Here is an 18,646-nt window from a genome sequence, read left to right as displayed (position 1 = left end):
GATGGCGGAATAGCCACGGTCCCGTAGGGTGGGCAGATTCTGCCCACGCGTTCAAATCACGTATGGGTTGACGCACCGCGATGACGCCCCGGTTAGTTGAACGCGAGGGCAAGCAACTTGCCCACGCTACGGGTTATCAGCGTTCACAGTAACCGGCTCTCGGCCCGGCTCACCGCTTCCCCCACCCCGCGCAACACCAGCACATCCCCCACCAGCAGCACCGTCTCCGGATCCCAGTTCAGGCTCTGCCCATTCCTGCGCAGCGTGGTCACCTCGGCCCCGACTTCTTCCAGTCCCATCTCCTTCATGCGGCGTCCGACCGCCGCCGCCTCGCTGCGCAAGGTCACCGAATGCAGCCGCACATAGGTGTGTTCCGGATCGTCCGACACGTCGCCCGCGCCATGGAAGTAGCCGCGCAGCGAAGCATAGCGTTCGTCGCGCGCGTTCTGCACGCGGTGCACGACGCGGCGCAGGGGCACGCCCATCACGACCAGCGCGTGCGAGGCCAGCATCAGGCTCGACTCCAGCGCTTCGGGCACCACTTCGGTGGCGCCGGCGCGCTTGAGCACGTCGAGGTCGCTGTCGTCGTGGGCGCGCACGATCACCGACAGATTCGGCGCCAGCTCATGCACCAGGTGCAGCACCTTCAGCGCCAGCGGCGTGTTGGCGAAGGTGATCACCAGCGCGCTGGCGCGGTTGATGCCGGCCGCGATCAGGGCTTCGCGGCGGGCGGCGTCGCCATAGGACACGTTGGCGCCGGCGGCCTGCGCTTCCTGCACCCGTTCCGGGTCCAGGTCGAGCGCATACCAGGGCAGCTTTTCCTCGGACAGCAAGGTAGCCAGGCTCTGGCCGCTGCGCCCGAAGCCGGCGATGATCACGTGCTTCTGGGTCTTCATGGTGCGGCTGGCGAGCTGGGTCAGCTGCAGCGACTGCATCATCCATTCGTTGGACGCGACCTTCATCACGATCTTGTCCATGTTCTGGATCACGAAGGGGGCGACCAGCATCGACAGCACCATCGAGGCCAGCACCAGCTGGATCAGGAAAGGGTCGATCAGCTTCGAGCCGGAGGCCAGGTTCAGCAGCACGAAGCCGAATTCGCCGGCCTGGGCCAGCGCCAGGCCGGTGCGCATCGACACGCCGTCGCTCGAGCCGAAGGCCTTGGCCAGGGCCGCGATGATAGCGAACTTGAGCAGCACCGGGAAGATCAAGAGCGCCAGTACCAGCCACCAGTGTTCCAGCACCACCCCGACATTGAGCAGCATGCCCACCGTGATGAAGAACAGCCCGAGCAGCACGTCGCGGAAGGGCTTGATGTCTTCTTCCACCTGGTGCTTGTACTGGGTCTCGGAGATCAGCATGCCGGCGACGAATGCGCCCAGCGCCAGCGACAGGCCGGCCTGCTCGGTGACCCAGGCCAGGCCCAGCGTCACCAGCAGCAGGTTGAGCATGAACAGCTCCTGCGAGCGGCGCTTGGCGACGATGGTGAACCAGTTGCGCATCAGCTTCTGGCCGAAGATCAGGAGCAGGGCCAGCACGAAGGCCGCCTTCACCGCCGCCCAGCCGAGGGTCGCCGCCAGTTCTTCGGGCGGGCGCGCCAGCGAAGGAATCATGATCAGGAGCGGCACCACCGCCAGGTCCTGGAACAGCAGGATGCCGATGATGCGGCGCCCGTGCTCGCTCTCGAGTTCCAGGCGCTCGGTCAGCATCTTGACGACGATGGCGGTGGACGACATGGCCAGCGCTCCGCCCAGCGCAAAGGCGGCCTGCCAGCTCACGTGCAAATGCGGCGCCCAATACGAGATGAACAGGCCGAAGCCCATGGCGGCCGCGATTGTCAATACGACTTGAGCCAGACCCAGGCCGAACACGATGCGCCGCATCGACTTGAGCTGGGCCAGCGAAAATTCCAGCCCGATCGAAAACATCAGGAAGACGACGCCGAATTCGGCCAGCCCATGGGTGGCGGGACTGTCGTCGGCCAGCGCCAGCGCGTGGGGGCCGATGAGGACGCCGACGGCGAGGTAGCCGAGCATCGGCGGCAGGTGAAGCATCCGGAAAGCGACCACGCCCAGTACGGCGCAGCCCAGCAGGAGCAGGGTCAGTTCAAGTCCGGAATGCATCTTCCCCGTGATTCGTTGTTGTAGTTTGTTACCACTGGCAAGTTTTTTGCTTGGCCAATTCGTTTATACTGCCACGATGAGTGTAACCGATGAAAAAACAATGCTGAAAAGTTTTGATGCCGACCAGGCCCGCCGCGTGCTGGAGCTGGGCCGCGAGACCCTGGCCATCGAGGCCGACGCCATCCGCGCGCTGCATGCGCGCCTGGGCGACGACGACAGCTTCGTGCGCGCCGTGCAGCTTTTGCTGGGCTGCACCGGGCGGGTGGTGGTGTCGGGCATGGGCAAGTCGGGTCACATCGGACGCAAGATCGCCGCCACCCTGGCCTCGACCGGCACCCCGGCCATGTTCGTGCACCCGGGCGAAGCCGCCCACGGCGACCTGGGCATGGTGACGGCGCAGGACGTCTTCATCGCCATCTCGAACTCGGGCGAATCGTCCGAGCTGCTCGAAATTTTGCCAGCTGTCAAAAGAATGGGCAGCCAGGTCATCTCGATGACCGGCAAGCCGCATTCGCGCCTGGCCAGGCTGTCCGAGATCCACCTGGATATCTCGGTGGCCAAGGAAGCCTGCACCCTGAACCTGGCCCCGACCACCAGCACCACCGTGACGCTCGCCATGGGCGACGCGCTGGCGGTGGCGCTGCTGGACCTGCGGGGCTTCCGCGAAGAAGACTTCGCGATGTCGCACCCGGGCGGCGCCCTGGGCCGCCGCCTCCTGACCCACGTGCGCGACGTGATGCGCAGCGGCGACGCGATTCCCGCCGTGAGCCCCGATACGCCGCTGGCGAAAGCCCTGCTCGAAGTCTCGCAAAAGGGCATGGGCATGACCGCCGTGGTCGACGAGCAGCAGCGCCCGGTCGGCGTGTTCACCGACGGCGACTTGCGCCGCCTGATCGAGCGCATGCACGATTTCTCGAACATCGCGATCCGCGACGTGATGCATGCCGGCCCGCGCACCGTGCACCCGGAACAGCTGGCGGTCGATGCCGTCGCCGTGATGGAAGAATTCCGCATCAACCAGATGCTGGTCGTCGATGCGGACGGCCGCCTGGTCGGCGCCCTGCACATCCACGACCTGACCCGCGCCAAGGTAATCTAAATGACTCCACTGGAACACATGCAGCGCGCCGCGCGCGTGAAAGTCATGATCTTCGACGTCGACGGCGTGCTCACCGACGGCAGCCTGACCTATGGCCCGGACGGCGAAGTCACCAAGACCTTCAATGTGCTGGACGGCCTGGGCATCCAGCTGCTGAACAAGACCGGCGTGCAGACCGCGATCATCAGCGCGCGCCTGTCGCCGATCGTGGTCAAGCGCGCAGCAGACCTGGGCATTGCCCATGTCTACCAGGGCATCCACGACAAGCGCATCGGCTTTGCCAAGCTGCTGGACGCCACCGGCGTCACCGCCGAGGAATGCGGCTACATCGGCGACGACGTGATCGACCTGCCGCTGCTGACCAAGGTGGGCTTTGCCGTGGCGGTGCCCTCTGGCCACCCGGAAGTGCAGCACCGCGCGCACTACGTCACCAAAAACGTGGGTGGGCGCGGCGCCGTGCGCGAAGTCTGCGACCTGGTCATGCGCGCCCAGGGCACCTACGAACAGGCGCTCGCGCCTTACTTCGCCTGAGCCTGCGGGCCGACACGACATGGTCACCTACAAGCGCACCGCCCACCGCTGGAGACTGCTCAGCGTCATGATCATCGGGGTCTTCCTCGCCTTCGGCAGCTTCTGGCTGGTGCAGGTGATGGATCGCGACGACACCGACGCGCGCCTGGGCGGGCCGCTGAACGAGCCCGATTACATCGTCGAGAATTTCTCCTTCGTGCGCATGACCGAAGAGGGCAAGCCGAGCTACGTCGTGTCGGGCAAGCGCCTGGCGCACCAGCCCCAGGGCGACGTCTCCGAGGTCGAGCAGCCGGTGGTGCAGGGCATGACGCCCGGCCGCCCGCGCACCACCGTGGTGGCTAACCGCGGCCGCATCTATCACGAAGAACACCGGGTCGACCTGCTCGGCAAGGTCGACATCCAGCGCCCGGCCACGCCCACCAGCGAAGCACTGCGCGTACGCACCGAGGCGCTGACCGTGCTGCCCGACGAAGAGATCATGAAGACCGACAAGCCGATCGAGATGCAGCTCGGCGCCTCCACCATCCGTGGCACCGGCATGGTCGCGAACAATGCGACCCAGAAGCTGCACCTGGCCAGCCGCGGCCAGATCGTCTATCCGCCACGCGCGCAACGCTAGCGCGCACGTCATCACAGGACAAGCACCCATGAAAAAAATCATCCTTGCGGCCCTTCTTGGCCTGGCTTCCCTCGGCGCCCTTGCCGAGCGCGCCGATTCGCTCAAGCAGGCCGTGATCAACTTCGACACCCTGGACGTCGACGAAGTGACGCAAACCCGCATCCTGACGGGTAATGTCGTGCTCACGCGCGGCACCCTGGTGCTCAAGTCCGACCGCGCCCAGGTGAAGGAAACGCCGGAAGGCTACATGAGCGTGACGCTCACCGCGGCCCCCGGCAAGCTGGCCACCTTCCGCCAGAAGCGCGACGGCGGCCCGGACCTGTGGGTCGAGGGCCAGGCCCAGCGCATCGAGTACGACGAGCGCGCCGAACTGGTGAAGCTGTTCACCGCCGCCGAAGTGCGCGAACTGGAAAACGGCCGCCTGGCCAACGAAATCAAGGGTCCCTTCATCTCCTACGACAACCGCAAGGAAGTCGCCCAGGTGCGCAACGACGCCAGCGGCCAGAGCAAGGTCGGCGGCGGGCGCGGCACCCTGATCATCGCCCCGCGCCGCGCTGCGCCTGCAGAAGGCGGCAAGCAATGACGGTGGTGGAGAAGAGCGTGCGCGAAGGCTGCAGCACCCTGGTCGTCAAGGGCCTGCAAAAGAGCTATGGCAAGCGGCTGGTGGTGCGCGACGTGTCGCTGCAGGTCGATTGCGGCGAAGTGGTGGGGCTGCTGGGCCCGAACGGCGCCGGCAAGACCACCTCGTTCTACATGATCGTCGGCCTGGTGCCGTCGGACGCCGGCTCGATCGACATCAACGGCACCGACATCTCGAGCCTGCCGATCCACCGCCGCGCGGTGCTGGGCCTGTCCTACCTGCCGCAGGAAGCCTCGGTGTTCCGCAAGCTGACGGTGGAAGAGAATATCCGCGCCGTGCTGGAACTGCAGCGCACCAACGAGGGCAAGGCCTTGTCGAAGGACGAGATCAACGGGCGCCTGGACACCCTGCTGGCCGAGCTGCAGATCGAGAAGCTGCGCGAGAACCCGGCGCTGTCGCTGTCGGGCGGCGAGCGCCGCCGCGTCGAGATCGCACGCGCACTCGCTACCAATCCGCGCTTCGTGCTGCTGGACGAACCCTTTGCCGGCGTGGACCCGATTGCGGTGATCGAGATCCAGCGCATCGTGCGCTTCCTGAAGGAGCGCAACATCGGCGTCCTGATCACGGACCACAACGTGCGCGAGACGCTCGGCATCTGCGACCGCGCCTACATCATCAACCAGGGGGCGGTGCTGGCCTCGGGCCGTCCGGACGACATCATCGCCGACGAGTCGGTGCGCCGCGTCTACCTCGGCGAACACTTCCGCATGTGACCATGAAACAGTCCCTGCAACTCCGCACGTCGCAGCACCTGGCGCTCACGCCGCAACTGCAGCAGTCGATCCGGCTGCTGCAATTGTCCACGCTCGAACTGCACCAGGAGCTCGAGCAGATACTGACCGATAACCCGCTGCTCGAACGGCTCGACGATCCGCTCGACCACTCGGTGCGGCTGCTGGCCGACGGCGCCATCAACAGCGCCCCCTCCAGCGCCGAAGCCCCGGCCGCGCAGCCGGGACAGGAAGGCGGCGAAGGCGAGGCCGCCAAGCCCGATGCCGACGGCTTCGAGGACGGCGACCGCGACCGCGGCGAGCCTGACGGCGACTGGGGCGGCGAGGGCGGCGGCGCGAGGAGCGGCGACGACGAAGACGGCCGCCCGCAGCTGGAAGCGTGCAGCGTGTCGCTGCGCGAGCACCTGGCCGAGCAGGTTCGCACCACCGGCTGCGGCGTGCGCGACCGCGCGCTGGCCGAACTGGTGATCGATGCGCTGGACGACAACGGCTACCTGGAGGAGCCGCTGGACGACATCCACGCGCGCCTGCCCGCCGAACTCGAGATCGAGATGGACGAGCTGCGCTGCGCGCTGGCGCTGGTGCAGAGCCTGGACCCGGTCGGCTGCGGCGCCCGCAGCGCGGCCGAATGCCTGGCGCTGCAGATCCGTCGCATGCCGGGCGTGCCGATGGTGACGCGGCGCCTGGCCTTGAGCATCGTCGAAGGCTACCTGAGCTGGTTCGCCCAGCGCGAGTACACCAAGCTCAAGAAGGCGCTGGACTGCGACGACGAAGACCTGCGCGAGGTCCAGGCCGTCATCCGCCAGTGCAATCCGCATCCCGGCGCGGCCTTTGCGTCCGCTGCCTCGGACTACGTGGTGCCGGACGTGATCGTACGCCGCGCCAAGAGCGGCTGGTCGGTCATGCTGAACCCGGATGTGATGCCGAAGCTGCGCGTGAACTCGCTTTACGCCAACCTGCTCAAGCAGGGAAAAAGCGAGAGCCAGATGGGCGCACAGCTGCAGGAAGCCAAGTGGCTGATCAAGAATATGCGCCAGCGTTTCGACACGATCCTGCGCGTAGCCGAGGCAATTGTTGAGCGCCAGCGCAACTTTTTCAGCCACGGCGCGGTTGCCATGCGTCCGCTTGTGCTGCGCGAGATTGCTGATACACTAGGCCTACACGAGAGCACTATTTCCCGTGTAACCACGCAGAAATACATGTTGACCCCCCACGGCATGTTTGAACTGAAATACTTCTTCGGAAGCCACGTCGCCACCGAAGCGGGGGGAGAAGCATCTTCCACGGCGATCCGCGCGCTGATTGCGCAATTGACAGGAGCAGAAGACCCTAAGAACCCTTTATCCGACAGCAAGATCGCGGAAATGCTCGGGGAACAAGGTATGGTCATTGCGCGCCGGACGGTAGCCAAATACCGCGAAGCCCTCAAGATCCCTCCCGTCAGCCTCCGCAAGTCTCTGTAAAGCACTGTCCCACCTACCTTGTGGTGCCGGCAGGGCAACATTTCAAAGGAGTGTGTATGAACCTCACAATCAGTGGTCATCATCTTGAAGTGACTCCCGCAATTCGTGAATACGTTCAGAATAAGCTCGAGCGCATTACCCGCCATTTCGACCACGTGATCGACACCCACGTGTTCCTCGCCATCGATAATCTCACCGAAAAAGAAAAACGGCAGAAAGCCGAGATCAACCTGCAAGTATCAGGAAAAATTTTGCATGTGGCCAGCGCCGCGCAAGACCTGTACGCGGCGATCGACATGCTGATGGACAGGCTGGACCGCCAGGTCATCAAGCACAAGTCCATGCTGCAAAACCATAATCACGTGGCGCACAAGCGCCTGCCGGATACCGGCGAAGCCGCCGTCGCGTAAATACGCACAGCAGCAATGACAGCAGGGGCGTCTGAGGGGACGCCCTTTTTGCTGGGCGCTCCCTTTACTGTTACGTTTGCACGCTTCCAATTTCACGCTTTTGTTCTGTAGAATGCATGTCTTTTCGATCACAGAGCATCTCCATGACCGACACCGTCCTGACCCGCGTCGCCAACCGCACCGGCGTCATTACGCTCGACCGGCCGCAAGCCCTGAACTCCCTCTCGCTCGACATGGTGCGCGCGCTCACCGCGATCCTGCGCGACTGGCAAACTGACGCCGGCATCGACGCGGTCGTCATCGGCAGCACCAGCGAGAAGGCCTTGTGCGCGGGTGGCGACATCCGCTTCTTCCACGAAAAGGGCCAGGTCGGGCCGATGGGCGGCAGCGCGCTGCTGGAAGACTTCTTTACCGAAGAATACGCACTGAACCACCTGATCCATTTCTACCCGAAGCCGTATATCGCGCTGATGGACGGCGTGGTGATGGGCGGGGGCATGGGCATCGCCCAGGGCGGCCCTGGTTGCGGCCTGCGCATTGTCACCGAACGCAGCAAGGTTGCCATGCCCGAAGTGAACATCGGCCTGTTCCCGGATGTCGGCGGCAGCCATTTCCTGTCGCATGCGCCGGGCCAGCTGGGGCAATACCTGGGCCTGACCGGCCTGACCATCGGCGCGGCCGACGCCATCTATGTGGGACTGGCCGACCTGTTCGTGCCGGGCGAGAAGATGGGCGAGCTGATGGCGCTGGTGGAGGCGACCGCGGGCGCCGACCTGCCTGCGGCGATCCGCGCGTTTGCCGCGCCGTTTGCGCAAGCCGCCGGCAGCAGTGAACTGCAGGCCCAGCGCGCCGTGATCGATGCGCACTTCAGCGCTGCTTCAGTGGCCGCCATCATGGAATCGCTCGCGCGCGACGAAAACCCGTTCGCGCAAAAGGCCCTGAAGGCCATGCGCCAGCGCTCGCCGCTGATGATGTGCGTCACGCGCGAACTCCTGCTGCGCGGCGCCGCGCTCGGCGTGGCCGACTGCCTGCGCATGGAACGCTCGCTGGTGCGCCGCAATTTCGAGCACGGCGAAGTGCTCGAAGGCGTGCGCGCGCTGGTGATCGACAAGGACAATGCGCCGAAGTGGAATCCGGCGACGCTGGAGGAAGTCACGCCGGAGATGGTGGCGGCATTCTTCGAGCCAGTGTGGCCCGACTACGCGCATCCGCTGCACCACCTGGCCTGACGCCGGTTTGAATGTGGGTGGGGGCGGGTAACCCGGGCCGTTGGCCCGGGTTACCCGCCCCCACCGTTTTTCAAGCGTTCAGACCGCAACGTGCTTGGGCTGCTCCCGGTGCCGCACGATCACGCGTTCGGTGCCTCCGAAATAGGCGCCGAGGCGTTCCGCCATGTACACCGAGCGGTGCTGCCCGCCGGTGCAACCCACCGCCACGGTCAGGTAGCTGCGGTTGTCCGTCTTGAACGAGGGCAGCCATTTGGCGACGAAGTTCTTGATATCTTCCAGCATCTCGGTGGCGCTGGGCTGGGCATCCAGGAAGGCGATCACGGGAGCATCTCGGCCCGTGAGCGGGCGCAGCGCCAGGTCGTAATACGGGTTCGGGATCGCGCGCACGTCGAACACGAAGTCGGCGTCGAGCGGCACGCCGACCTTGAAGGCGAAGGACTCGAAGAACAGGGTCAGCGGCGCGTGTTCGATGTCGGCCAGTTCGCGGATCCATTCGCGCAGCTTGTTGGCCGACAGCTCCGAGGTGTCGATCACGTGGCCGAGGTTTTCGATCGCCGACAGGCGTTCGCGTTCTTCGGCGATGCATTCGATCAGGGTGCGGCGCGAGGCCGGGTTTTCCCCCGGACGCACCTGGTGCGACAGCGGGTGACTGCGGCGGGTTTCGGAAAAGCGCGCCACCAGCGAATGGGTGCTCGAGGTCAGGAACATCACCTTGAGGTTGTGGCCTTCTTCCTTCAGGTGGCGCACGCTCACGGGCAATTCAACCAGCGATTCGGCGCTGCGGGCATCGACCGCGACGGCGATCTTGTCCGCGCCTTTTTCGCCGACAGCGTAGACCAGGGCCGGCAGCAGGGCCGGCGGGAGATTGTCGACGCAGTAGTAGCCTGCGTCTTCGAGGACATTCAGGGCAACCGATTTGCCTGAGCCCGAAATACCGGTAATGAGGACGATGTGCATGGCAGTGATGATACCGCAAGCGCCACGGGCTTGTCCCCCGCGAGCCATGCGGCCTGGGTCAGTCGCCGGTCATGGCTTGTCGTTGACGCTCCATGAATTCCTGCAGCGTATCGATCCCGCGCAATTGCAGGATGGTGTTGCGTACGGCGGCCTCGAGCAGCACCGCGATGTTGCGGCCGGCGGCGACGGGAATCACGACCTTGCGCACCGGCAGGCCGAGCACGTCTTCGGTCGGGTGCTGGAAGGGCAGGCGTTCGACTTCTTCGTCGAGGGCCCCGCGCTTGACCAGGTGCACGATCAGCTTCAGGCGCATCTTGCGGCGCACCGCGGTCTCGCCAAAGATCGCCTTGATGTCCAGCAGGCCCAGGCCGCGCACTTCCAGCAGGTTCTGCAGCAGCGGCGGGCAGCGGCCCTCGATCATGTTCGGGGCGATGCGCGAGAATTCCACGGCATCGTCGGCCACCAGGCCGTGCGAACGCGAAATCAGTTCCAGGCCCAGCTCGCTTTTACCGAGGCCCGAGTCGCCCGTGATCAACACGCCCACGCCGAGCACGTCCATGAACACACCATGCATGATGACGCGCTGCGCCAGTTTCTTGGACAAATAGACGCGCAGAAAGTCGATCACCTGCGCCGCCGGCAGCGGGGTCGAGAACAGCGGGATGTTCTGGTCGTCGCAAATCGCGAGGATGTCGGGCGGGGTTTCCAGGCCCTGCGCGATGATCAGGGCCGGCGGGCCGCCGCCGATCAGCTCGCCGATGACGTGGGTGCGCGAGCTCGATTTGAGGCGGTGGTAGTAGTTCAGTTCCTGGTGCCCGAACACCTGGATGCGGCCCGGGTGGATCAGGTTCAGGTGGCCGACCTGGTCGGCGGCCGAGGCGGCGTCGCCCGCGATCTGCCGCTCGCCGCCGGGAAAGCCTGCGAACCAGCCGAGCTGGAGGCTGTCGCGATTGTCGTCGTACAGCCGTTGGATGGTCAGCGGGGTCTGCAGCATGGGCATGGGCATGGGGCGCGGCGACATTGCCGCGAAGCTAGTGTAGCGTAACTAGGGTAGCTTGACGCGGGCGCTTAACCCATTGCCTGCAGGCTGGGTTGCCAATTGATAATGCGCTCGTGCACCGATTTCGGGTCCGGGTCGGTGGCCAGCGCAGTGCGCATGGCTTCGTCCGAGAAGAGCTCGGCAATTTCCGACAGGATCTCGAGGTGCTGCTGGGTGACGTGGTCCGGGATCAACAGGAAGAACAGCAGGCTGACCGGCTGGCCGTCGGGCGACTCGAAGGGAATCGGTTCGACCAGGCGCACGAAGGCGGCGAGGGGCGACTTCAGGCTCTTGGAACCCTTGATGCGGCCATGCGGCACGGCCACGCCATGGCCGAGACCAGTGGAGCCGAGACGCTCGCGGGCGAACAGGTTGTCCGACACGGTCGAACGCGCGATGCCGCAGTTGTTCTCGAAGATCAAGCCAGCCTGCTCGAAGGCGCGCTTCTTGCTGGACACTTCCAGGTCCAGCTGCACGTTCTCGAGCGAGAGGATTTTGCTAAGGTTCGTCATAACTAGTGTGCTGATGCACAGGTAGGTGCTTGCGAGGCGGAATTATAGGCCTGTTTCATGGCAGCGGCATGCGATTTCGTATCTGTACGGGCATCCAGTGGATTACGTGGGGACGAGCCCGTAAAAGCATAGGCCTGGACCATAAAAATCCCCTCCAACTAAACGCAATTTCTTGAGTGAAATTGACAAGAAAGCGCAGGAAATGAGGGTGGCAGCCAGCTTGTGCCGATTTTTATCGGCCCATGCCCGGATTTTGGGCAAACGGGGGGCTCAGGGGGTTTGACATCGGAACCGCGCAATGGTTGTGGCCGAAAACGCACAGCCGGGTTGAGGCTGTGTGTTGGAAGGCGCTTACTGGCGGGCCGTGCGCAAATTGCCCGGCATGCCGGTGCTGAAATTGGCGCGCCACGGGTTGATGTCCAGGCCGCCGCGGCGGGTATAGCGGGCGTACACGGCCAGCTTGGACGGCTTGCACTGGCGCAGCACGTCCATGAAGATGCGCTCCACACATTGCTCGTGGAATTCGTTGTGCTCGCGGAAGCCGATCAGGTAGCGCAGCAGGCCTTCCTGTTCGATCTGCGGGCCGACATAGGTAATCTGCACGCTTCCCCAGTCCGGCTGGCCGGTGACCAGGCAGTTCGATTTCAACAGGTGCGACACCAGGGTCTCTTCCACCGGGCCATCGCCGTGGTTCGCGCTGAGAAGCTGGGGCGCCGGCACGTACTGGTCGATCTCCAAGTCGAGGCGGTCGAGCAGGGTGCCCTCCAGCTCGCCCATCTTGAGCGTGCCGAAGGCATCCGGCGTCGTGATCTTCACATGCACGGGCGAACCGAAGGCGGCGGACAAGTCCTGGCGCAACAGTTCGGCCAGCGCGTCGGTGCCGGCCACGCGGGTCTGGTTGAAGGAGTTCAGGTAGAGCTTGAACGACTTCGATTCGACGATGTTGGGCGAGTCGCTCGGCGCCGTGATGGTGGCGATCGCCACCTGCGGCTTGCCGCGCATATTCAGCCACGACAGCTCGTAGGCGTTCCAGATGTCGACGCCGAAGAAGGGCAGGGTGCCCGAGGTCGCGCTCAGACCCAGCTCTTCGCGCTTTTGCGCGCGCGGGATCGGGAACAGGAGCTCGGGTGCGTACTGGCTCTGGTAGGCGGAGGATTTGCCGAGGGGGGACTGGTCAGGAGTGTTCATAGGAAAACTGGATGCTTGTGGCACCCCGTAGGGTGGGCAAATTTTTTGCCCACGCGGTCAACGAAAGATTGCGTGCCGCAGTGGGGGTAATACTGCGGTGCGAACTTGGGCGGTGCAATGCCAGTGGCATTGTACCGGCCTGCGCCGGGGGGCGTAGGCGCCAGTGGCGCGTACGCCGTCTTGAGGCTAACGAATTATGCAGCCGGATCTGCTCACACGCCCAAAAACAGCTTATACACCGGATTGGCACTCTCATCCCAATACCGGTACCCGAGCGTGGCCAGGAACTGGCGGAATTCATCCATCTCGGCGCTTGGCACCTGCAGGCCCACCAGGATGCGGCCGACGTCGCCGCCCTGGTTCCGGTAATGAAACAGCGAGATATTCCAGTTCGGCGCCATGCTGTCGAGGAAGCGCATGAGGGCGCCGGGCCGTTCGGGGAATTCGAAACGATACAGCAATTCGTCCTGCGCCAGCGCGCTTTTTCCGCCCACCAGGTGGCGGATGTGCAGCTTGGCCAGTTCGTCGCCGGTCAGGTCGAGGGTGCGGAAATCGTGTTCCTCGAAGGTGCGCGCCAGCAGGCCCGACTCGCTGCGGCTGCCCACCTGCACACCGACGAAAATATGCGCTTCGCGCGCGTCGCTGATGCGGTAGTTGAACTCGGTGACGTTGCGCGGGCCGACCAGGGCGCAGAAGCGCCGGAAGCTGCCGCGCTGCTCCGGAATCGTCACGGCGAACACCGCCTCGCGCGACTCGCCCAGCTCCGCGCGTTCGGCAACGAAGCGCAGGCGGTCGAAGTTCATGTTGGCGCCGCAGGCAATCGCCACCAGGGTCTCGGCCTTGACCGGGTTGCGGCTCATTTGCGAGCGTTCGACATACGCCTTGGCGCCCGCCACGGCCAGGGCGCCGGCGGGCTCCAGGATGCTGCGCGTGTCCTGGAACACGTCCTGGATCGCGGCGCAGATGGCGTCGGTGTCGACGATGATGATCTCGTCGACCACCTGTTGCGCCACGCGGAAGGTCTCTTCGCCCACCAGGCGCACCGCGGTGCCGTCCGAGAACAGGCCGACGTCGGTGAGCGTGACGCGCTGGCCGGCCTTCAGGCTCTTCGCCATCGCATCCGAATCGATGCTCTGCACGCCGATGATGCGGATGTCCGGGCGCACCGCCTTCACATAGGCGCCGACGCCGGAAATCAGGCCGCCGCCCCCAATGGCCACGAAAATCGCATGGATCGGCCCCGAGTGCTGGCGCAGGATCTCCATGCCGATCGTGCCCTGGCCGGCGATCACGTCCGGGTCGTCGAAAGGGTGGACGAAGGTCAGGCGCTGCTCTTTTTCCAGCAGCAGCGCGTGGTGGTAGGCGTCCGTGTACGAGTCGCCGTGCAGCACCACTTCGACATGGGCCGCGCCGCGCGCTTTCACCGCATCGATCTTCACCTGCGGGGTGGTGGTCGGCATCACGATCAGGGCGCGGCACCCCAGGCGCGCGGCCGACAGCGCCACGCCTTGCGCATGGTTGCCGGCCGAGGCGCAGATCACGCCGCGCTTCAACTGCTCCGGCGTGAGGTTGGCCATCTTGTTGTAGGCCCCGCGCAGCTTGAAGCTGAACACGCTCTGCATGTCTTCGCGCTTGAAGTAGATGCGGTTGTTCATGCGGCCGGACAGGGTCGGCGCGTATTCGAGCGGGGTTTCTTGGGCGACGTCGTAGACGCGCGCGGTCAGGATTTTCTTGAGATAGTCGGTAGTCATGGTCGGCAATCGGTTGTTGCTGCCAGGTGGGATGGCTGGCGGTCCGGACGACGCACACTGTTCCGCCAGCAGGGGTGACCGAGGCGCGCAGCTACGATATGCCGGCCTGGATGGCAGGCACGGCCTATCGTGTCGTTACGATAAGTGATCCTCATTATAATGGACGCATGACTGTCCCGTTCACGCCCCTTCTCCCGCCGCCCGTCCGATGATCGAATCCGCCGTCCTCTGGCTGCTGAAGGTCCTGGCCGCGCCGGCCGTCGGGCTGAGCTCCGTCTTCATCATCGCCTTCGTCTCCGCCACCTTGCTGCCGCTCGGCTCCGAGCCGGCCGTGTTCGCGGTCGTGAAAGCCAATCCGGCCATGTTCTGGCCCGCGATTTTTGTCGCCACCCTCGGCAACACGCTGGGCGGGGCGGTCGACTATTTTCTGGGCTACCGCGCCAAGGTCGCTTTCGCCAAGGACCGCCAGAGCCGCTGGTTCGGCTGGCTCAAGAAATACGGCGCCAAGACCATGCTGCTGTCCTGGGTGCCGGGCGTGGGCGACCCGCTGTGCACCCTGGCCGGCTGGCTGCACCTGCCGTTCTGGCCGAGCGTGATGTACATGGCGATCGGGAAGTTCGGTCGCTACGTGACCATGACGGCGGTGCTGCTGTACATCCCGGACGGCTTCTGGAAGAGCGTGGGCCAGATGCTGGAGCGCTGGTTCGGCTAGGGTCTGCCTGCCGGCTGGTGCGCATGCTGTGCAGCCGGCGCCGGCCAGGCAGCAAGGAAACGCTCGCGCGCCAGCACGCCGGTCGGCAGGTCTTCCGGGTCAGCCGCATCCCGGCGCAGCAGGTGGGCGAACACCAGTGTGCGCTTTCCCTGCGACGCCCAGCCGACATACCAGCCGTAGCCCGACGACGATCCGGTCTTGCCTGACACCTCCCATCCCTCCACGCGCTTGTAGGCGAGCAGGCGCGCCGTCATGTCGTAGGCATGCGGCTTGAGCCCGAGCTCGCGGTTGACGAGCTTGTGCAGGAAACTCACCTGCTCGAGCGGCGAGATCTTGAGGGACGAACCGATCCAGGACAGGGTCAGTCCATCGTGCTCGGCGTCACCCGTCACGTCGGCATTGCCATACCCGAATTGCCGTACGTAGTTTTGCAGGCGCGGCATGCCGAGCGCGGTCGTGACCTGCTGCGAGTACCACACCACGGACTCGGTCATCCACCTGCTCGGGTCGGCCGACTGCTTCCAGCTCTCGCGCCAGGCCACGTAGCCTTCGCGGTAGGGCAGGGTGGGGGCATGCTGGTCCTTGAGCGTGCCCGCGTCATAGCCCATCAGGCTGATGGCGATCTTGAAGGTGGACGCGGGCGTGACCCGGGTCTGGCAGTCGCCGCGCTGGACCAGGATGGCCCTGGTACCGGCATCGGCAATCACGGTGCAGATGCCGGCGGCCTGGGCGCACGACAGCGAGAAGAAGGATATGCCGGCAAGGGCGGTGCATCGGGTCAGGATCATGGCGGGGCAGGCTGGTGCTGGGGCGCCAAGCATACACCGCGGGCCGAGAGAATTGGTGAACAAGCGCCGTCGAGCGCTCGCTATACTGGACGCACATGTCCAGCCTCGCGATCCATCCCGCCTTCTCTCTTCCTGCCGACCGCCGCGCCGCCGGCCTGGGCGCCGCACTGCTGGTGCATGTGGCCTTGATCGCCGCCTGGCAGGTGGCGCGCACGCCGCCGCCGCGGGCGCAGGACGACCCTGCCGCGATCCAGTGGCTGCGCCTGCCGGCACCGGCGCCCCGCGTCGAGCCAGCGCCCGCCGCGCCGCCGCAGGCAGCCGCGCCTGCCCGTCCCGCTCGCGCAGCTGCCGCGCGTCGCAGTACGCCTGCACTCGCACCTGCCGAGGCAAGCGTGCCCGAACCGGCAGTCCCCGCCGCGCCGGACGCGCCCTTGCCTGCAGCTGACGCGCCGCCCGCTGCCGGCACGATGCTGGAAGCAGCCCGCCGCAGCGCCGGCAGCATCGACCGCGCACTGCGCAAGGGCAGCCTGCCCACCATCGTGCTGCCGCCCGACAGCCCGCAGCTCCGCATGCGCGAAGGCATGGAGCAGGCCCGCGCCCTGGCGCCGCCGCGGCTGTGGGAAGCGCCCAAGGTCGAGGAGCTGGTGAACAACACCGGCGACGGCGCGCGCCGCACCCGCGTCATCACCGGCAATGGCACCTATTGCATCACCGAGCGCTCGCCCGCCACCAGCATCGACATGATCGAAAAACACGGCAAGCAGACATTCACCAGCTGCCCGAAGCACGAAACGCCGGCGAAGAAGCAGGTGTGGCGCACCGCGCGCGACTAGGGGCTACCGGGGCATGGTTGAAAAAATTGCCATGTTAAGTCTTCGATAAGATTAGCCGGCTACATTGCGTCGTATTGCAGACCGGGGCCAATCCTGGTGACTGTGCCTACCGCATCCGACCATGACCCCGACCACCCGGCTTCCCACCCACGCCCGGCGCGCACTGACCTCGATCGCCACCGGCGTGGCCGGCCTGCTGCTCCTGCTGCTCGCGTACGCGGTCCTGGCAGCCCTCCCGAAGCCGATGTTCGCCTACCGCGCGACCTACCAGAACTACCATGTGTGGTCGGACCGGCCGATCCCGGCCGAGATCACCGGGGTGCTGGACGACGTGACCACGCGCCTGCGCACCTCGGTCCTGCATGATCGCAGCACGCCGGTGGAGATCTTCTTCTGCAACGAGCCCTGGCGCCTGTGGCTCTATGGGCGCGCTTTCAGCACGCGCATCGGCGGAGCGGCCGACGTCTGGCTCACCCGCCAGGTCTTCATCCGCGCCTCGGATATTCCGGCGAACCGGATCCACTCACCGGGACGCGGCCCGATCGCCGATGCGGCGCAGCGTCCGCTGTCCTATTTCATCGCCCATGAGATCACCCACAGCGACGTCTCGCGCCGCTTCGGGCGTACCGTCATGCTGCGCTATCCCGAGTGGCTGCTCGAAGGCTATGCCGACTACGTGGGCAAGGCCGGCGATTTCGATTTCAGGGAGAACCGCGCGCTGTTCGTGGCGGGCGCGAGGGAGCTCGATCGCGACAGGAGTGGCCTGTACCGGGGCTTTCACCTGAAGGTGGCCTACCTGCTCGACAAGAAAGGCTGGACGCTGCAGCAGGTGTTCGCGCGGCCGCCGGAAGACGCGGAGCTGGAGGCCTGGTTACGCGCGCCGCAGTGAGGCGGTGTCGGGCGGTTTTACACACCGGTGCGCGCGTGGATATGGAATTTCCATAAGGTATTGATTATGAACCGGTTGCAATTGCAGGCATAATAATTGCATAAAAGCATGCATAAGCTTTTTCCAATCAATAACTAGGGGTATTCCATGAAAACCGTCTTCAACACGATGCTCAAGCAATCGGTCTTCGCCATGCTCGCCGTCTCGGCAATGGCTTCGGTGCAGGCTGCCGAAATCAAGGTCACGCCGGATTCGGTTCTGTGGACCACGCCGGTGACCGAAACCCGCAACGGCGCCACCGCTACCATCACCGGCACCATGCCACGCTCCGGCAATGGCTCGCTGGAAATGGCAGGCGAACGCACCCGCACCGTGATGGGCAGCCTGTACAACACCGGCACCAATCTCGGCCTGTTCGACCAGCTCACCAGCCTGACCTTCGACTGGGCGATCGCCTCGAACAGCATCGCCACCCTGCATCCCGACTACACGCCGGCGTTGCGCGTGACCGTGATCGACAACGGCGTGCGCAGCGAACTGATCTGGGAAGGCGTCTACAACGGCACCTACGGCAACACCCAGCGCGACACCTGGTACACCTCCGGTACCAACGACCTGTTCTATCGTTTCTCGGGCGGCGTGACCAATGTGAACGGCAGCCAGCTGAACATGAACCTGCAGGGCTGGAAAGACAGCATGTATTTCAGCGATGCTGCCTACATCGGCGGCTTCAGCGTGGGCGTGGGCGGCACCGCCGGCAACGGCTACCGCGGCTTTGCCGACAATGTCACCATCGACCTGGCCGGCGTGTCCAACACCTACAACTTCGAGCTGCAAGCTGCCGACGTGCCTGAACCGGGCTCGCTGGCCCTGCTGGGCCTGGGCCTGATGGGCGCGGCCATGGCGCGCCGCAAGCGCAGCAAGTAAGCACGATCGCTGCTAGACCGCGGGGGCGGCGCTGCAAGGCGCCGCCCCCGTTGCGTTTGGCTGGATGCAGCATCGTGTTCCGGGCCCGGCGGTACTGCACAGCATTTGCCGATAGGGCCCTGCATGCAAACGAAAGATGCACTGCAGCCACTTTCTGCAAAGATAATTTGCATTTAATGTTGAGTATTGGCATTTCCTTGCGTGG

At 65.1% G+C, this 18,646-nt stretch carries 19 protein-coding genes; 12 read left to right on the top strand and 7 right to left on the bottom strand.

The genetic code is table 11. The features are described 5' to 3' along the window. Window positions 1-143: 143 nt before the first annotated feature. Window positions 144-2,123 carry a cation:proton antiporter gene (locus tag AC3XQU_RS11850; RefSeq protein WP_489874368.1) on the bottom strand — a complete coding sequence of 660 codons (1,980 nt, stop codon included), beginning with the start codon at window positions 2,121-2,123 and terminating at the stop codon, window positions 144-146. A 76-nt stretch (window positions 2,124-2,199) separates the two neighbouring features. Here AC3XQU_RS11850 and AC3XQU_RS11845 point away from each other — a divergent pair, with 76 nt between their 5' ends. From AC3XQU_RS11845 to AC3XQU_RS11810, 8 genes are all read left to right on the top strand, one after another. Continuing rightward, complete coding sequence (locus tag AC3XQU_RS11845; protein ID WP_489874367.1) at window positions 2,200-3,222, top strand: KpsF/GutQ family sugar-phosphate isomerase; 1,023 nt, start codon at window positions 2,200-2,202, stop codon at window positions 3,220-3,222. Then, complete coding sequence (locus AC3XQU_RS11840) at window positions 3,223-3,753, top strand: KdsC family phosphatase (RefSeq protein ID WP_489874366.1); 531 nt, start codon at window positions 3,223-3,225, stop codon at window positions 3,751-3,753. A 19-nt stretch (window positions 3,754-3,772) separates the two neighbouring features. After that, window positions 3,773-4,372: an LPS export ABC transporter periplasmic protein LptC gene (gene lptC / locus AC3XQU_RS11835; protein WP_489874365.1), complete on the top strand. Its 600-nt coding sequence runs from the start codon at window positions 3,773-3,775 to the stop codon at window positions 4,370-4,372. A 28-nt stretch (window positions 4,373-4,400) separates the two neighbouring features. After that, the gene (gene lptA / locus AC3XQU_RS11830; RefSeq protein WP_489874364.1) at window positions 4,401-4,955 is read left to right on the top strand and encodes a lipopolysaccharide transport periplasmic protein LptA; all 555 of its coding nucleotides are present in this window, start codon (window positions 4,401-4,403) and stop codon (window positions 4,953-4,955) included. Further along, window positions 4,952-5,725 carry an LPS export ABC transporter ATP-binding protein gene (lptB, locus tag AC3XQU_RS11825; protein ID WP_489874363.1) on the top strand — a complete coding sequence of 258 codons (774 nt, stop codon included), beginning with the start codon at window positions 4,952-4,954 and terminating at the stop codon, window positions 5,723-5,725. Before lptA ends, lptB begins: the two co-directional genes overlap by 4 nt. A 2-nt stretch (window positions 5,726-5,727) precedes the next feature. Further along, on the top strand, window positions 5,728-7,206 hold the full coding sequence (locus AC3XQU_RS11820) for an RNA polymerase factor sigma-54 (RefSeq protein ID WP_489874362.1): 1,479 nt from the start codon (window positions 5,728-5,730) through the stop codon (window positions 7,204-7,206). 56 nt (window positions 7,207-7,262) lie between these two features. Next, window positions 7,263-7,616, top strand: a complete 354-nt coding sequence (gene hpf, locus AC3XQU_RS11815; protein ID WP_489874361.1) for a ribosome hibernation-promoting factor, HPF/YfiA family — start codon at window positions 7,263-7,265, stop codon at window positions 7,614-7,616. A 143-nt stretch (window positions 7,617-7,759) separates the two neighbouring features. Next, window positions 7,760-8,845 carry an enoyl-CoA hydratase/isomerase family protein gene (locus tag AC3XQU_RS11810; RefSeq protein WP_489874360.1) on the top strand — a complete coding sequence of 362 codons (1,086 nt, stop codon included), beginning with the start codon at window positions 7,760-7,762 and terminating at the stop codon, window positions 8,843-8,845. Window positions 8,846-8,923: 78 nt separating this feature from the next. Here the strand turns inward: AC3XQU_RS11810 and rapZ are convergent, their stop codons facing one another. The 5 genes from rapZ to ilvA form a co-directional block, all read right to left on the bottom strand. Next, on the bottom strand, window positions 8,924-9,802 hold the full coding sequence (gene rapZ, locus AC3XQU_RS11805) for an RNase adapter RapZ (protein WP_489874359.1): 879 nt from the start codon (window positions 9,800-9,802) through the stop codon (window positions 8,924-8,926). Between the two features lie 58 nt (window positions 9,803-9,860). Then, complete coding sequence (gene hprK, locus AC3XQU_RS11800) at window positions 9,861-10,796, bottom strand: HPr(Ser) kinase/phosphatase (protein ID WP_489874437.1); 936 nt, start codon at window positions 10,794-10,796, stop codon at window positions 9,861-9,863. Between the two features lie 74 nt (window positions 10,797-10,870). Further along, the gene (locus AC3XQU_RS11795; RefSeq protein WP_489874358.1) at window positions 10,871-11,353 is read right to left on the bottom strand and encodes a PTS sugar transporter subunit IIA; all 483 of its coding nucleotides are present in this window, start codon (window positions 11,351-11,353) and stop codon (window positions 10,871-10,873) included. Between the two features lie 351 nt (window positions 11,354-11,704). Then, a complete protein-coding gene (gene queF / locus AC3XQU_RS11790) occupies window positions 11,705-12,541 on the bottom strand; it encodes an NADPH-dependent 7-cyano-7-deazaguanine reductase QueF (protein WP_489874357.1) in 837 nt (278 codons plus the stop codon). Between the two features lie 212 nt (window positions 12,542-12,753). Further along, entirely contained in the window at window positions 12,754-14,292 is a 1,539-nt protein-coding gene (ilvA, locus tag AC3XQU_RS11785; RefSeq protein ID WP_489874356.1) for a threonine ammonia-lyase, biosynthetic, read from the bottom strand. A 208-nt stretch (window positions 14,293-14,500) separates the two neighbouring features. Here ilvA and AC3XQU_RS11780 point away from each other — a divergent pair, with 208 nt between their 5' ends. Further along, a complete protein-coding gene (locus AC3XQU_RS11780) occupies window positions 14,501-15,004 on the top strand; it encodes a YqaA family protein (protein ID WP_489874355.1) in 504 nt (167 codons plus the stop codon). On the opposite strand, the gene blaOXA is transcribed toward AC3XQU_RS11780, so the two are convergent. Further along, on the bottom strand, window positions 15,001-15,792 hold the full coding sequence (gene blaOXA, locus AC3XQU_RS11775) for a class D beta-lactamase (protein WP_489874354.1): 792 nt from the start codon (window positions 15,790-15,792) through the stop codon (window positions 15,001-15,003). The genes AC3XQU_RS11780 and blaOXA overlap by 4 nt on opposite strands. Before the next feature lie 95 nt (window positions 15,793-15,887). On the opposite strand from blaOXA, the gene AC3XQU_RS11770 reads away from it, so the two are divergent. From AC3XQU_RS11770 to AC3XQU_RS11760, 3 genes are all read left to right on the top strand, one after another. Next, entirely contained in the window at window positions 15,888-16,625 is a 738-nt protein-coding gene (locus AC3XQU_RS11770) for a hypothetical protein (protein ID WP_489874353.1), read from the top strand. Between the two features lie 121 nt (window positions 16,626-16,746). After that, complete coding sequence (locus tag AC3XQU_RS11765; RefSeq protein WP_489874352.1) at window positions 16,747-17,514, top strand: hypothetical protein; 768 nt, start codon at window positions 16,747-16,749, stop codon at window positions 17,512-17,514. Between the two features lie 147 nt (window positions 17,515-17,661). Further along, window positions 17,662-18,441 (top strand): PEP-CTERM sorting domain-containing protein, encoded by a 780-nt coding sequence (locus AC3XQU_RS11760; RefSeq protein WP_489874351.1) that lies wholly within the window; start codon window positions 17,662-17,664, stop codon window positions 18,439-18,441. Window positions 18,442-18,646: the final 205 nt, after the last annotated feature.

Source organism: Telluria sp. AZSoR62, assembly GCF_058111565.1.
The sequence above is the reverse complement of the archived record's forward strand: the minus strand, read 5'-3'. Positions and strand labels throughout refer to the sequence as shown.

What these genes read in the sequence shown, in the direction of transcription:
- AC3XQU_RS11850 (WP_489874368.1), bottom strand. Translation starts at nt 2,123, where the DNA reads ATGCATTCCGGACTTGAACTGACCCTGCTCCTGCTGGGCTGCGCCGTA.
- AC3XQU_RS11845 (WP_489874367.1), top strand. Translation starts at nt 2,200, where the DNA reads ATGAGTGTAACCGATGAAAAAACAATGCTGAAAAGTTTTGATGCCGAC.
- AC3XQU_RS11840 (WP_489874366.1), top strand. Translation starts at nt 3,223, where the DNA reads ATGACTCCACTGGAACACATGCAGCGCGCCGCGCGCGTGAAAGTCATG.
- lptC (WP_489874365.1), top strand. Translation starts at nt 3,773, where the DNA reads ATGGTCACCTACAAGCGCACCGCCCACCGCTGGAGACTGCTCAGCGTC.
- lptA (WP_489874364.1), top strand. Translation starts at nt 4,401, where the DNA reads ATGAAAAAAATCATCCTTGCGGCCCTTCTTGGCCTGGCTTCCCTCGGC.
- lptB (WP_489874363.1), top strand. Translation starts at nt 4,952, where the DNA reads ATGACGGTGGTGGAGAAGAGCGTGCGCGAAGGCTGCAGCACCCTGGTC.
- AC3XQU_RS11820 (WP_489874362.1), top strand. Translation starts at nt 5,728, where the DNA reads ATGAAACAGTCCCTGCAACTCCGCACGTCGCAGCACCTGGCGCTCACG.
- hpf (WP_489874361.1), top strand. Translation starts at nt 7,263, where the DNA reads ATGAACCTCACAATCAGTGGTCATCATCTTGAAGTGACTCCCGCAATT.
- AC3XQU_RS11810 (WP_489874360.1), top strand. Translation starts at nt 7,760, where the DNA reads ATGACCGACACCGTCCTGACCCGCGTCGCCAACCGCACCGGCGTCATT.
- rapZ (WP_489874359.1), bottom strand. Translation starts at nt 9,802, where the DNA reads ATGCACATCGTCCTCATTACCGGTATTTCGGGCTCAGGCAAATCGGTT.
- hprK (WP_489874437.1), bottom strand. Translation starts at nt 10,796, where the DNA reads ATGCTGCAGACCCCGCTGACCATCCAACGGCTGTACGACGACAATCGC.
- AC3XQU_RS11795 (WP_489874358.1), bottom strand. Translation starts at nt 11,353, where the DNA reads ATGACGAACCTTAGCAAAATCCTCTCGCTCGAGAACGTGCAGCTGGAC.
- queF (WP_489874357.1), bottom strand. Translation starts at nt 12,541, where the DNA reads ATGAACACTCCTGACCAGTCCCCCCTCGGCAAATCCTCCGCCTACCAG.
- ilvA (WP_489874356.1), bottom strand. Translation starts at nt 14,292, where the DNA reads ATGACTACCGACTATCTCAAGAAAATCCTGACCGCGCGCGTCTACGAC.
- AC3XQU_RS11780 (WP_489874355.1), top strand. Translation starts at nt 14,501, where the DNA reads ATGATCGAATCCGCCGTCCTCTGGCTGCTGAAGGTCCTGGCCGCGCCG.
- blaOXA (WP_489874354.1), bottom strand. Translation starts at nt 15,792, where the DNA reads ATGATCCTGACCCGATGCACCGCCCTTGCCGGCATATCCTTCTTCTCG.
- AC3XQU_RS11770 (WP_489874353.1), top strand. Translation starts at nt 15,888, where the DNA reads ATGTCCAGCCTCGCGATCCATCCCGCCTTCTCTCTTCCTGCCGACCGC.
- AC3XQU_RS11765 (WP_489874352.1), top strand. Translation starts at nt 16,747, where the DNA reads ATGACCCCGACCACCCGGCTTCCCACCCACGCCCGGCGCGCACTGACC.
- AC3XQU_RS11760 (WP_489874351.1), top strand. Translation starts at nt 17,662, where the DNA reads ATGAAAACCGTCTTCAACACGATGCTCAAGCAATCGGTCTTCGCCATG.